Source organism: Bacillus cereus group sp. RP32 (assembly GCF_040459735.1).
Classification (GTDB): Bacteria; Bacillota; Bacilli; order Bacillales; family Bacillaceae_G; genus Bacillus_A; species Bacillus_A wiedmannii.
The window spans coordinates 3,649,555-3,663,470 of sequence record NZ_JARVHO010000001.1; the positions used below are offsets into that span (position 1 = coordinate 3,649,555).

Consider the following 13,916-nt stretch of genomic DNA (forward strand, 5'->3'; position numbering starts at 1 on the left):
GCTGTTTGCATCTATCTTTTTTATTTGGATGCTAACTCTTTCCTTCTATTAAATAAGCAAATCAAACAAAATAGGATTTTTATTAAGCTCCATAAATTGAATATTATTTTCTTTAAAACGAGTAATTAATTGCTCATAATCTTCTTTATGTTTCAACTCTACTCCGACTAGTGCTGGGCCATTTTCTTTATTATGTTTCTTAATGTATTCAAAACGAGTAATATCATCTTCTGGCCCTAATCCCTTATCAAGAAACTCTCTTAGCGCACCTGAACGCTGCGGGAATTCAATGATAAAATAATGCTTTAACCCTTCGTAAATGAGCGAACGTTCTTTCATTTCTTGCATTCTATCAATATCATTATTTCCACCACTTAGCGTACATACAACTGTTTTACCTTTTATTTCATCTCTATATAAATCAAGCGCTGCAATAGATAGTGCACCAGCCGGTTCAGCTACAATTGCATTTTTCTTATACAGTTCTAAAATCGTCGTACAAACCTTTCCTTCTGGTACTAAAACAATATCATCAATTACATCTTTACAAGTTTCAAATGTTAACTTTCCTACCTTTTTGACAGCTGCCCCATCAACAAAACTATCTATTTTCTCTAACGCGACATTTTCGTTTTGAAGAAAAGCCTCTTTCATAGATGCAGCTCCCATTGGCTCTACACCAATGATCTTTGTAGCAGGACTAACACCTTTTACATATGTACCAACACCTGATGCTAACCCACCGCCTCCAATTGCTGTAAAGATATAATCCACTGGTTTCTCCATATCATGCATAATTTCAACTGCCACTGTTCCTTGACCAGCAACTACATGCGGATCATCAAACGGATGAACAAACGTCATTCTATTTTCTTCACAATAGCGCTGTGCTTCTTGGAAAGAGCTATCAAATGTATCACCAACTAATACAATTTCTGCAAAATCACTACCGAAAAATTGTACTTGCGATACTTTTTGTTTAGGTGTCGTTGTTGGCATGAAGATTTTCGACGGAATCTTCAATAAATTACACGTGTAAGCAACTCCTTGTGCATGATTACCAGCACTTGCACAGACAACACCGTTTTGTAATTGTTCTTTTGATAAACTTTGAATTAAATTGTACGCACCACGAATTTTGAAAGAGCGAATCAATTGTAAGTCTTCTCGTTTTACATAAACGTCACAATCATATTTCTCAGATAGAACTGTATCACGTTGTAACGGTGTTTTAATAACGATATCTTTCATGCAATTATGAGCCATTAAGATATCTTCAATTTTCACTCTCTCCTTTACCTTCTGCACCATTATATATCATCCTTATCTCTTTTAAATTGGCTCAATCAAAATTCGGGATTTTTAGAACTGCACCTGTATTCGCCGATGTTACCATCTGCGCATAACGTCCAAGCCAGCCAGTTTTCACTTTCGGTTCTGGTCGTTTCCATTCTTTTTTACGCTTATCTAATTCTTCATCACTAACTCTTACTTCTAACAATCTTTCCTCAACATCGATACAAACGATATCCCCTTGCTTGAGAAGTGCAATCGTTCCCCCCGCAGCTGCTTCTGGCGAAATATGCCCTACCGAAATACCACGTGAAGCTCCAGAAAAACGTCCATCCGTTAATAGCGCAACATCTGCACCTAATCCCATACCAGCAATCGCTGACGTTGGTGCTAACATTTCCGGCATACCAGGACCGCCTCTTGGTCCTTCATAGCGAATAACAACTACATCGCCTTTCTTAACCTTTCCAAGCATAATGCCCGCAAGTGCCTCATCTTGTGAATTAAAAATAACGCAAGGTCCTTCAAATCGTTTTACTTCTGTTGCCCCACTTTTAATAACTGCTCCGTCTTTCGCAAGGTTTCCTTTTAATATACGTAATCCCCCTTCTTCACTATGAGGGTTTTCGAGAGAATGAATCACTTCCTTATCTTTAATCTCTGCATGAGCAATGTTTTCTCTTAATGTTTGCCCAGTAGCAGTAATACGGTCTAAATGAAGCACCCCTTCTTTTCGGCTCATCTCTTTCAAAATTGCACTAATTCCGCCTGCTCGATCAATATCCTCCATATGCCAATTGGAGGCAGGACTTACTTTACATAAATGTGGTACACGTCTTGAAACGGCATCAATGCGGTTCATATCGTAATCTAAACCCGCTTCTTGTGCGAGCGCCAATGTGTGCAACACTGTATTTGTTGAACCGCCCATCGCCATATCAAGCGCGAACGCATCATCAATTGCTTCTTCCGTTACAATGTCTCTCGGTTTAATATCTCTTTCAATTAAAATCTTTAATTTCTCTGCTGCTTGTTTAATTAATTCTTCACGTCTTGGATCAATAGCTAAAATACTTCCGTTACCAGGAAGAGCTAAACCTAATACTTCACATAAACAGTTCATAGAGTTCGCTGTAAACATACCAGAACAAGAACCACAAGATGGACAGCCATGATCTTCAATATCCTTTAATTCTTCTTCTGAAATTTTCCCAGATTGATAAGCTCCTACTCCTTCGAAAACAGAACTTAAATCGACAACCTCCCCTTTAGAAGTCTTCCCAGCTGCCATCGGTCCACCTGAAACAAAAACAGTTGGAATGTTAATACGAAGTGCAGCCATCATCATACCGGGTGTAATTTTGTCACAGTTTGGAATACAAATCATGCCATCAAACCAATGTGCATTTACAACCGTTTCTACTGAATCTGCAATGATTTCACGACTCGGAAGCGAATAACGCATACCGATATGCCCCATCGCAATACCGTCATCTACTCCAATTGTATTAAATTCAAATGGAACCATACCTGCTGCACGCACTGCTTCTTTAACAAGTTTTCCAAACTCATTTAAGTGCTTATGACCTGGAATAATTTCAATAAAAGAATTACAGATAGCTATAAACGGTTTATCAAAATCTTCATCTTTCAAACCAGTTGCTTTTAATAAACTACGGTGCGGCGCTTTATCAAAACCTTTTTTAATCATGTCACTTCTCATCTTGTCAAATCCCCTCTTACGTATTTTTCACTTACAATCTCTTTCTCTATTTCTTTACTAATTCTTTCGGTGCATGAATCCAGCTCATCATTTCACGAAGCTCTGCCCCCACTTTTTCTAACTGATGATTTTTCTCTGCTTTTTTCATGGCATTATACGTTGGACGCCCCGCTTGATTTTCTAAAATCCATTTCTTCGCGAATTCACCTTGCTGAATTTCTGTAAGAACACGTTTCATTTCTTTCTTCGTTTCATCTGTAACAATTCTCGATCCTGTTACATAATCTCCAAACTCAGCCGTATCTGAAATAGAATGGCGCATGTTCGTTAAACCACCTTCGTACATTAAATCAACAATTAACTTTAATTCATGCAAACATTCAAAGTATGCAATTTCAGGACGATATCCGCCTTCTGTTAACGTTTCAAAACCAGCTTTCACAAGTGCAGTTACCCCGCCGCAAAGTACCGCTTGCTCACCAAACAAATCTGTTTCTGTTTCTTCTTGGAATGTCGTTTCAATTACACCTGCACGTGTACAACCTACACCTTTTGCATACGCAAGCGCTACACTTAATGCCGTGCCTGTTGCATCTTGATGTACAGCGACTAATGCCGGAACACCATTTCCTTCTTGAAATACACGGCGAACGAGATGACCTGGACTTTTTGGCGCGACCATTGCTACATCTACGTAACTTGGCGGATTAATTTGCCCGAAGTGAATATTAAATCCATGTGAGAAAAGTAACATTTGTCCTTCACGGAGATTCTCTTCTACTTCTGCTCTATACACATGTGCTTGCTGTTCATCCGGTAATAGCATTTGTACAACTTGCGCGGTTCGAACCGCTTCTGAAACAGACATTACTTCAAACCCATCTGCTTTTGCTACTTCAAAAGACTTACCAGGTCGAACACCGACTACAACTTCCACACCAGAATCACGTAAATTTTGCGCCTGCGCATGACCTTGAGATCCATAACCAATTACCGCAACTGTTTTCCCTTGTAATAACTCTAATTTTGCATCTTTCTCATAATACGTTTTCATATTCCATACACTCCTTATAATTTATTTACTTGCAGTACATCAATTAATTTTTTCAACTGACCGACAAGTAATGTCGCTTCATTTTCAGTACAAACTGCTGTGAGTTTCATTTCAGAAACGCCACTAGTATCTCTTTCGTTTAAATGTAAAGAAGAAATATAATAACCACGCCGAGCAAAAATCCCACTTATACGTAATAAGACGCTTGGCTCGTTATGAATAACGAGTGAAAAAGTATGACTCATTCTTCCCACCTCTTCATAATCATTTCGTTATTCCCTTTGTTTGGCGGAACCATCGGAAATACGTTTTCACCTTCTCCTACACAAAAATCAACTACGACAGGACCATCATGAGCAAATGCTTCTAACATCACTTGTTTCGCCTCTGTTGAATTTGTCGCCCTTAATCCCTTCACTCCATAAGCTTCTGCCACTTTCACAAAATCTGGTGATCCGATTTTTGACTCTGATAAACGATTTTCATAAAACATCTCTTGCCATTGCCTTACCATCCCTAAAAATTTATTATTTATAATAAATACTTTTACAGGAATATTATTTTCAGCAATTGTTTGTAATTCTTGAATGTTCATTTGAAAAGAAGCATCGCCCGCAATACAAATGACGAGTTCTTCTTCTTTCGCAAGCTGAGCACCAACTGCCGCTGGGAAACCAAATCCCATCGTTCCTAGTCCGCCAGATGTTAGAAACGTCCGTGGTTTTTTCGCTTTATAAAAATGAGCAGCCCACATTTGATGCTGTCCTACTTCTGTCGTAACAATCGCTTCACCATTCGTTAATTCACTTACTAGACTAATAACATGCTGTGGTTTTAACTCACATTCTTTTTGATTGTAGGAAAGAGGATATTCCGCTTTCCATTCCTCTATTTTCGTAAGCCATTCATTTGTTTGTGTACGAATTGGCATATGTAACAACATATGTAACGCTTTTTTCACATCTCCAACAATCGGATATTCCACAGTTACATTTTTATGGAACTCCGAAGGATCTATATCAATATGTACCTTTTTTGAATGCGGAGAAAAGAGTTCTAATTTTCCTGTTACACGATCATCAAAGCGAACACCTAACGCAAGTAATAAATCACATTCTGTTACTGCCATATTTGCAGCGTACGTTCCATGCATGCCGAGCATTCCTAAAAATAACGAATCTCCCGGCGGATATGCACCAAGTCCCATTAAAGTGGAAACGACAGGAATACGATTTTCCCTCGCAAACTGAATAAGTTCATCAGAACCACCCGAATGAATGATCCCTCCTCCAATATAAAGAAGGGGACGTTTTGCTTCGGAAATTGCTTTAGCTACCTCTCTAAGCTTCCTACCGTCTGGCATAGGCTCTAATTTGTAACCTGGAATCTCAATTACTTCATTATAAAAACTTGTTACATTTTCATTTTGAACATCTTTTGGAATATCAATTAATACTGGTCCTGGTCGCCCGCTTTCGGCGATGTAAAAAGCTTCTTGTACGATGCGTGATAAATGATTCACATCACGAACTTGGTAATTATGCTTCGTAACAGGTACTGTAATCCCGACAACATCTGCTTCTTGAAATCCATCTTTTCCGATGAGAGGTTTTGCAACTTGCCCTGTAATGACAACTAAAGGAATCGAATCCATATAAGCATCTGCTAAACCCGTAACTAAATTTGTCGCCCCTGGGCCAGAGGTAGCAAAGACTACCCCGACCTTTCCAGAAGCTCTCGCATATCCTTCTGCCGCATGAATGGCAGCTTGTTCATGACGAGTTAAAACGTGCTTCAAACCACTTCCATATAACGCGTCGTACACTGGCAAAATCGCTCCGCCTGGATAACCGAAAACAGTCGTTACACCTAATTTTTTCAAGCATTGAATAACATGTCCGGCACCTGTCACATCTTCACACTGTAATTTCTCACGTGTTGTATGCTGTTCCATTTTAATTAACTCCTCTCCCCTACCTACAGTAAGCTCTCCGCCAGTCCTGGAACACGTACTCCTCTTTCTCTCGTTAACTTTTTAAATTCCTCTGTCAATTGTTTCGTTACACTTCCTGGTTTTCCATCTCCAATCTCTCTTGAATCAACTTTTACAACTGGAATTAATTCTGCTGCCGTTCCTGTTAAAAACACTTCATCTGCTACATATACGTCATGGCGAGTAAATGGCCTTTCCTCACATGGAATATTAAGTCGTTCACATAGCTCGATAACACTATTTCTCGTAATACCTTCTAGCGCCCCTAAGTAAGAAGGAGGTGTTAACACTTTTCCATCTTTCACAACGAAAACATTGTCTCCAGATCCTTCACAAACATATCCTTGTTGATTTAACATAAGGGCCTCTAACACTCCTGCTTGTGCCGCTTCAATTTTCACAAGTACGTTATTTAAATAGTTCATTGACTTAATACGTGGATCTAATGCATCTGGCGTATTACGTCTCGATGCAACAGATACAACGCTTAGTCCATTATCGTAAAATTCCTGTGGGAATAACTTTAATTGTTCTGCAATGATAATAACGCTCGGTTTCACACAACTTCTAGGGTCGAGCCCTAAGTCACCTTTTCCTCTTGAAACAATTAATCGAATGTAGGCATCAGCATATTCATTTTTTTGCAATGTTTGTAAAACTGCTTCTTCCATTTCGTTAACTGTCAGTGGGATTGTAAGTAAAATAGATTTTGCCGATTCGTATAATCGTTTTACATGTTCTTTTAAACAAAATACATTTCCACCGTAACTACGAATCCCTTCAAATACACCATCTCCGTATAAAAAACCGTGATCATATACTGAAACAACTGCCTTTTCTTTTTCTACAAATTCCCCATTCATATAAATATACTGGTTTCCCATCTCACATCGCTCCTCTTTTTTCTCTCTATTTTTGCAATCTATTTCTATATCGATTGCTGAGATGAGTTATTTCAACAGAATATTCAGTATATAAACCTTAAAAATATACTCGTCTCAACAATCGATTACATACATACTTGTAGCAATCCATTGCTGAGACGAGGGAATCGTGGTACCACTCAGCTTCCTTACACTTCTCACGAAATATAAGCTCTGCAAGTCCAATTAGACTTTTGTTTTTCTATCGGAAACAACTCCGCTACTTTTTACTAGTTTTCAAAAGTAGTACTCCGAGGTGATTTTCAATGATGAAATTGTTACCACCCTCACAGCTTCTGGGCAGCTCTCTGAAACAATTTTCTTCATTTACTCTCCTCTTCTACGCATTATCGTATTCTATTTTTTAAAATAAAAACTCTCGCCTCAGCAATCAACTACTACAATTTAGTAGCTTTGATTGCTGAGGCGAGAGTTTCGCGGTACCACTCAGCTTCCTTATACTTCTCACGAAATATAAGCTTTGTAGGTCCAATTAGACCCCCGTCCTTTTACCGGAGACGATGCCGTCGCCCTCTACTCAGTTTCCCTTTCGCAAGCGATGCTCCGAGGTGATATTCAATGATTCGATTGTTACTACTCTCACAGCCTAGGAGCAGCTCTCTGAAACGATCATAACCATCTACTTTCCTCTTCTTTGCATATGCAACATATAAAGTTGAAAGATTCTTAATTAACTTTTATTTGTTAAACGTATTATAGGACGTTGTTCTTTTCATTGTCAACATATTTTCCGAAAAAAAATAAAATTCAATCAATTCAAGAGAAGTCTATTTATTTTTTCTCAAAACAAAATCGGAATGAACTTCTTACACATACTCATATATTACTTAAGTATGTTCGCATTACTACATAAAGAAAAACAACTTAATAACATAAAATTTTTTTTGAGGAGATGAGAAAACTATGTTAAAAGGAAAAGTGGCATTAGTTACAGGAGCAAGCCGAGGAATTGGACGTGCTATTGCAAAACGTTTAGCGAACGACGGTGCATTAGTTGCTATTCATTACGGAAATCGAAAAGAAGATGCTGAAGAAACTGTTTATGAAATTCAATCAAATGGCGGATCAGCTTTTTCTATCGGTGCAAACCTTGAATCTTTACATGGTGTAGAAACCCTTTATAGTTCTTTAGATAGCGAATTACAAAAAAGAACTGGTAGTACTAAATTTGATATTTTAATAAACAACGCTGGAATTGGTCCTGGTGCTTTTATTGAAGAAACGACTGAACAATTTTTTGATAGAATGGTTTCTGTTAATGCAAAAGCACCATTCTTTATCATCCAACAAGCTCTATCTCGTTTACGTGACAATAGCCGAATTATTAATATTTCATCCGCTGCCACTCGTATTTCTTTACCTGATTTCGTTGCATATAGTATGACGAAAGGCGCTATTAATACGATGACTTTCACGCTAGCAAAACAGCTCGGAGCACGAGGAATAACAGTGAATGCAATACTTCCTGGATTTATTAAAACCGATATGAATGCAGAACTCTTGAGCGATCCAATGATGAAACAGTATGCCACTACCATTTCCGCTTTTAATCGCTTAGGTGAAGTAGAAGATATTGCCGATACCGCGGCATTTCTCGCTTCTCCAGACAGCCGCTGGGTTACTGGGCAATTAATTGATGTGAGCGGAGGATCTTGTTTGTAATTTCTTAATCTACTTACGCAAAAAAAGCCAGCATTTTTGCTGGCCTTTTCACTGTGTAAAACGATACCCTACTCCCCAAATTGTTTCGATATATGATTTATCAAATGGATCGAGTTCAATTTTGTGACGAATATTTTTCACATGGACAGCAACCGTTGCTGCATCACCAATTACATCCATCCCCCATACAGTTTCAAAGAGACGATCTTTACTAAATACTTGATTTGGATGTTCTGCCATACAAGTTAATAAATCAAATTCTTTTCCTGTTAACATGATTTCAGTTCCATTTACAAATACACGTCGGGCCGATTTATCAATAAGTAATCCTCGAATACGAATTTCATCTTTTATTTGTTCTCGTTTTCCTGTTAAACGATCATAACGAGCTAGATGAGCATTTACACGTGCCACCATTTCACTCGGGCTAAACGGTTTTATAATATAATCATCTGCTCCAAAACCTAACCCTTTAATTTTATCGATTTCCTCTTGTTTTGCGGACACCATAAGTATTGGTATGTCCTTTTCCAATCGAACTTGTTTACAAATTTCATATCCATCTATTCCCGGTAACATTATGTCTAAAATTAACAAGTCATAATCCTCCAGCAGAACTCTTTGTAAACCTTTTTCGCCAGAGTAATCAATATCTACTGTATACCCAGCAACCTCTAAATAATCCTTTTCTAACTCTGCTATAATAGCTTCATCTTCAATAATTAAAATTCTTTTCAAGATGCTCTCCTTTTTCTAATTGATTTTTTGTAATGTAAATGCCAGCGTCGTTCCTTTACCTTTTTTGCTTTCTACCCAAATATCACCACCATGTTGTGTGATAATCTGATGTGCAATTGACAAACCAAGTCCGCTTCCACCTGTTTTAGAATTTCTAGAATGATCTGCACGATAAAACCTTTCAAATATATGAGGCAACGCCTTCTCTTCTATTCCTACCCCATTATCTTTTATGTAAATCGTTACATAATCAATAGATTCGGTCATGCGAATTCCTATATATCCTTCTTCTTTATCCATATACTTCACACTATTCCAAATGATATTTGTAATAACACGACGTAATTTTTCACGATCACCTTTTACCAAAATAGAAGTATCCTTTTGAGCATCCCATCTCACTGTAATTCCCTTATCTTGCAATTCAAGCTGTAGTTCTTCTATGCAATCAGATAAGTATTGGTTAATTTCAACCTCTTCAAATTGAAATGGTTCCTCTTTCAAATCAAGTTTTGAAAAGAGAAAAAGCTCGTCAATTAATTGATCCATATCAAACACTTTATGATAAATAATCGTTAAATATTTATCTAATTGTTCTGGAGTTCGAGCGATACCTTCTTTAATTCCTTGTACATAACCTTTAATAGCCGTTATTGGCGTCCGTAAATCATGAGAAATATTTGAAAGCAACTCTTTACGATTCTTTTCATATTGCATTTGCAACTCGACCGATTCCTTCAATCTGCCACGCATCTCTTCAAACGATAAACTTAATTCACCTATTTCATCTTTCGCAAGTGGCTTTACTTGAAAATTTAAATCACCCTTTTGAATTCTTTCCGTTGCCTGCTTTAATGAATGCAATGGTTTAATAATACTCCGTGATATAAAATATGTTAATATTCCATTCGTAATAATTAACCCAAGTATTAAAGAGAATACGAAATACGGGAAAAATTCTCTAATCATTTCTTCTAAAGGATTTACATACTCAAATACAAAAATACTGACCTTATCCTTCTCTTCATCGTAGTAATCAAATTGCTTATAGTAAAAAGAATTATCCTCTATTTTCACATCCATTCCCTTTCTTTGTCCTTCCGTTTCAAATGCGGGTAGGTATTTATCAAAAGAAGAGATTTTAAAATATGGGGATGAATATGTAAGCTCATCATTTTTTCGAATTAGTAATCCTGCTTGATTATCGTTTAATTCTTTATCAGTTTCCTTTAAAAAATTTATATCCTCCAATTTATCTGGAGCATACGATGAAAGAATTTTCAACCTACTGAAAATATCATCTTCATCTTCTTTTGTACGAATAGCTCCCTCCTGCTCTTTATCAATGAGAGAATGACTATTTTGATTAAGACCAATGATTGCTTTTGCAATACGAATATCACCAAATAAAGTAACACTAATTAACATAACTGCTATACCGCAAAAAACGATTGGAATAATTACCATCGCAACATACGACAACAGCAATCTAATACGGATTGACATTACAGAACTCCTATGAACATTATAATTTTAGCTTGTTACAGAATTCACCGGAAACGAAACTTGACTCATCCAAATACCAGCTAATAATACGAGTATAGCTAGAACAATTTCTAAGAGCAATAAACGGCGATTAACTGTTCCAATATCGATACCCCATGTTTTCGTTTGTCTCCATGCTACAATTGTAATTATACATACAGTAAGAACCTTTATATTTAAAAGGTTCGTCCATATTGAATTAAAATTAAAAAGTACCCAATTCCTTGTCTGTAGAAACACAATTAATTCCCCAGAAAGAAATGCTAGAATAAATGAAATACCAGCAATAATGCTAAAATGCTTACGGAAACGCTTTTGATCAAATGTAATTTTGTATAATGTTGTCCACGCTATAACAAGAACTAAATAAATAAGTGCTCCTAGCCACACTGCAATACTCATAACATGGACCATTCTAATTATAACTGCTGCCCAATTTGGATTAGTAATCCATACATGACCTGTGAAAGAAAAACTCGCAACAAGAAATCCCCAAACTAGCGCATACCATTCGTTCCCCATATGTTGCAAAGACATAAGAACTAATAATAGCAGTTGAATCATAATAATAACTGAAAATGGCGAATGAATAAGTAAACTTCCCTTCGGAATAACTGACTTATATACTATTAATTCAGCTATTAATCCTACTACAAGTATAGAGAAGAAAATCTTTTTCATATTCTTCATTCTTTGCAATATGGACGGTAATCTATAACGTTTAACAAACATATCGAGCCACTTTACTCCTGCTCCAATTAAAATCATTCCCTCTACAATATAGCGTAGTGTTACTATCATAACATCTGAAAATACTGAGCCACTCCCACTCGCATTTCCCTCTACCACTACATTAGTTTGTACTTCTTCTCCAATTGAAAAGGGATAGCCTCCCTCACTCGGATGTCCGTCTGCAGAAATCATAGACCACCTTACTGTGTAAGTACCATTATTTAAGTTTGGTAATTTCACTTTTATTTTTGTTGGGTTATCTAATATTTCAACCTTTGATACTTGCACTCTCTTTGCACTTGGATCTAGCAGTTCAATATTGACTACATTTCCTGTAACTGGTTCACTGAATTCAAGAATAATCTGTTCCGGTTGTACTGTAAGAACCTCCCCCTCTTTAGGGGTGGCTCCTACAACACTTGTATGAGCAAATACACTACTATGAGAAAATAAAAATATACTTACACTTGTTAAAATAAATACTATCATTCTATAAAGCATGAAAACCTCCGTATTATTATTCTGGATGATTACCTGAGTGATCTCCGGTAGAAAATGGAGTAGTTACCCCCTCATAATTCATCATCGTATGCATTCCTTTTTCCGCATGAACGAGATGATGACAATGAACCATCCATAGTCCACTATTATTTGCCTCTAAAGCAATTTCATATTCTTCTCCCGGAAAAACATTAACTGTATCTAAGTAAATCGGACTTCCCTCCATTGGTTTACCATTTTTAGAAATAACCTGGAATGTATGTCCATGCAAATGCATTGGATGAATTTCTTCTCCCTTATTTTTAAAGCGAATCTTAACTTTATCTCCTTTCTCTACTTTAATGGGTGGAATGTCAGGTGATGTCTTTCCATTAATCGTATACACCCATTTTTCTTGTCCATTTACATCTTTCACACCTTCTGCCAAATCCATATCATAGACCTTTGTAAACTTTGAATCTATCGTAAACTTGCCAACTTCTTTTTCTCCATATTTCGTAAAGTCAAACCATGGATAACTCTTTATATCAATAGGTTTTTTCGGCAAAGAACCGTTCCCAATAGTCGTCGTTAACATTCGATTCATTTTCTTAGATGGATCCACATTAATAAGTTTTACACTCCTTGTTTCCGGCATTTTAAAAACAAGGTCATAACGTTGTGCAGCCCCCATCGGAAGAATTGCTTTATCTAGCTCGTCCCCACCTTTTATATCACGACCATCTAATGCGATAATTTGAAATGGCGCCCCAACTAATGTCATTAAATGCGTATTATTCCCAGCATTAATTAAGCGAAGGCGTACTGTTTCACCTGGTTTTGCATCCAATCGTAGTCCCTCACTTGTATCATTTAATGTAAATACATCGTAATCATCTCCATCAGATAAATCTTTGAGTTGATCATTACTTGGCATCATTAACGGGCCTTCTAAAGTTTGCGCCTTTTCATTTCGAATATGATTGCTAGGGTAGCTATCCCAATCTTTATCTTGTTCGCCATTATGCTTACGGGTTTTTATGGCTCCTGTTTTCCATTCATGGATCGCCACTGTATAATCCTTTTCATATTTTACAGCTGGTTTATTCGGTTCAATAACAATGGTTCCAAATAGTCCCCGCTCCGTTTGTATTGCACTTTTTTGATGTGAATGATACCAATATGTCCCCACCTGATCAGCATTAAATGCGTATGTATATGTTTCACCGGGTTTTATAGCATTTTGCGTAACACCTGGAACACCGTCTACCGCCGCAGGAACATCTAATCCGTGCCAATGGATTGTAACTGGTTCTGGCAATTCATTTTTCAAATTTACAACAATACGTTCACCTTGTTTAACTCGAATTTGAGTACCCGGTGATGTTCCATCAAAGGTCCATGCATCTACCTTTTTCCCATCTCCCAAATCTAAACTTGCTACTTTCGCCGTAATATTAAAAGTTTTTGTAACCCTTTTTTTGGCATCTGAATTAGCAATAGATGTAATTGATTCTGAAGTAGATGTTGCATCTGTTAACTTCTTTTTTTCATTTGTACCTGGGTAATTATTTATTAAAAAATATCCAAAAATAACTAACCCTAATAGTAAGCATGCCGCAATCAATATATTTCTTAAATCGCTTTGTATAAATTCCTTTTTCATATTAGTCTCTCTTTCATTTTTTGTTGTAAACTATTAAATTTCATACGTGGATTCATTGCCTATCACCTCACATCTTCACTTCGATT

General features: G+C 36.9%; 11 protein-coding genes and 2 other annotated features. Of the genes, 1 reads left to right on the forward strand and 10 read right to left on the reverse strand.

Going from position 1 to position 13,916, the window contains the following annotated elements:
- Positions 1-48 precede the first annotated feature (48 nt).
- The 6 genes from ilvA to ilvE are packed head-to-tail and all read right to left on the reverse strand — an operon-like array spanning position 49 to position 6,947.
- Positions 49-1,311, reverse strand: a complete 1,263-nt coding sequence (gene ilvA, locus QCI46_RS18695; protein ID WP_353841121.1) for a threonine ammonia-lyase IlvA — start codon at positions 1,309-1,311, stop codon at positions 49-51.
- A gap of 31 nt (positions 1,312-1,342) precedes the next feature.
- Positions 1,343-3,016 carry a dihydroxy-acid dehydratase gene (ilvD, locus tag QCI46_RS18700; protein WP_064476429.1) on the reverse strand — a complete coding sequence of 558 codons (1,674 nt, stop codon included), beginning with the start codon at positions 3,014-3,016 and terminating at the stop codon, positions 1,343-1,345.
- A 46-nt stretch (positions 3,017-3,062) separates the two neighbouring features.
- Complete coding sequence (ilvC, locus tag QCI46_RS18705) at positions 3,063-4,070, reverse strand: ketol-acid reductoisomerase (RefSeq protein WP_088608682.1); 1,008 nt, start codon at positions 4,068-4,070, stop codon at positions 3,063-3,065.
- Between the two features lie 14 nt (positions 4,071-4,084).
- Entirely contained in the window at positions 4,085-4,315 is a 231-nt protein-coding gene (locus tag QCI46_RS18710) for an ACT domain-containing protein (RefSeq protein WP_000019914.1), read from the reverse strand.
- Positions 4,312-6,024, reverse strand: a complete 1,713-nt coding sequence (ilvB, locus tag QCI46_RS18715) for an acetolactate synthase large subunit (protein WP_353841122.1) — start codon at positions 6,022-6,024, stop codon at positions 4,312-4,314. Before ilvB ends, QCI46_RS18710 begins: the two co-directional genes overlap by 4 nt.
- 23 nt (positions 6,025-6,047) lie before the next feature.
- The gene (ilvE, locus tag QCI46_RS18720; protein ID WP_000528141.1) at positions 6,048-6,947 is read right to left on the reverse strand and encodes a branched-chain-amino-acid transaminase; all 900 of its coding nucleotides are present in this window, start codon (positions 6,945-6,947) and stop codon (positions 6,048-6,050) included.
- A gap of 151 nt (positions 6,948-7,098) precedes the next feature.
- Positions 7,099-7,338: a binding site (T-box leader), on the reverse strand.
- A gap of 67 nt (positions 7,339-7,405) precedes the next feature.
- Positions 7,406-7,651: a binding site (T-box leader), on the reverse strand.
- A gap of 259 nt (positions 7,652-7,910) precedes the next feature.
- Between ilvE and QCI46_RS18725 the strand changes: the two genes are divergently transcribed.
- Positions 7,911-8,669, forward strand: a complete 759-nt coding sequence (locus QCI46_RS18725; protein ID WP_061676649.1) for an SDR family oxidoreductase — start codon at positions 7,911-7,913, stop codon at positions 8,667-8,669.
- A gap of 48 nt (positions 8,670-8,717) precedes the next feature.
- Here QCI46_RS18725 and QCI46_RS18730 read toward each other — a convergent pair whose 3' ends face one another.
- From QCI46_RS18730 to QCI46_RS18745, 4 genes are read right to left on the reverse strand one after another with little or no spacing between them, the layout of a single operon-like run.
- On the reverse strand, positions 8,718-9,407 hold the full coding sequence (locus QCI46_RS18730; protein ID WP_075310075.1) for a response regulator transcription factor: 690 nt from the start codon (positions 9,405-9,407) through the stop codon (positions 8,718-8,720).
- 15 nt (positions 9,408-9,422) lie between these two features.
- Positions 9,423-10,913: a sensor histidine kinase gene (locus QCI46_RS18735; protein WP_353841123.1), complete on the reverse strand. Its 1,491-nt coding sequence runs from the start codon at positions 10,911-10,913 to the stop codon at positions 9,423-9,425.
- A gap of 27 nt (positions 10,914-10,940) precedes the next feature.
- Entirely contained in the window at positions 10,941-12,185 is a 1,245-nt protein-coding gene (locus tag QCI46_RS18740; RefSeq protein WP_353841124.1) for a copper resistance CopC/CopD family protein, read from the reverse strand.
- 16 nt (positions 12,186-12,201) lie between these two features.
- Positions 12,202-13,830: a multicopper oxidase family protein gene (locus QCI46_RS18745; protein ID WP_353841125.1), complete on the reverse strand. Its 1,629-nt coding sequence runs from the start codon at positions 13,828-13,830 to the stop codon at positions 12,202-12,204.
- Positions 13,831-13,916: the final 86 nt, after the last annotated feature.

Excerpts from the sequence above, each read along its gene's own strand:
- ilvB (WP_353841122.1), bottom strand. The coding sequence starts at position 6,024 with ATGGAACAGCATACAACACGTGAGAAATTACAGTGTGAAGATGTGACA.
- QCI46_RS18745 (WP_353841125.1), bottom strand. The coding sequence starts at position 13,830 with ATGAAAAAGGAATTTATACAAAGCGATTTAAGAAATATATTGATTGCG.
- QCI46_RS18735 (WP_353841123.1), bottom strand. The coding sequence starts at position 10,913 with ATGTCAATCCGTATTAGATTGCTGTTGTCGTATGTTGCGATGGTAATT.
- ilvA (WP_353841121.1), bottom strand. The coding sequence starts at position 1,311 with ATGGTGCAGAAGGTAAAGGAGAGAGTGAAAATTGAAGATATCTTAATG.
- ilvE (WP_000528141.1), bottom strand. The coding sequence starts at position 6,947 with ATGGGAAACCAGTATATTTATATGAATGGGGAATTTGTAGAAAAAGAA.
- QCI46_RS18740 (WP_353841124.1), bottom strand. The coding sequence starts at position 12,185 with ATGCTTTATAGAATGATAGTATTTATTTTAACAAGTGTAAGTATATTT.
- ilvC (WP_088608682.1), bottom strand. The coding sequence starts at position 4,070 with ATGAAAACGTATTATGAGAAAGATGCAAAATTAGAGTTATTACAAGGG.
- QCI46_RS18710 (WP_000019914.1), bottom strand. The coding sequence starts at position 4,315 with ATGAGTCATACTTTTTCACTCGTTATTCATAACGAGCCAAGCGTCTTA.
- QCI46_RS18725 (WP_061676649.1), top strand. The coding sequence starts at position 7,911 with ATGTTAAAAGGAAAAGTGGCATTAGTTACAGGAGCAAGCCGAGGAATT.
- ilvD (WP_064476429.1), bottom strand. The coding sequence starts at position 3,016 with ATGAGAAGTGACATGATTAAAAAAGGTTTTGATAAAGCGCCGCACCGT.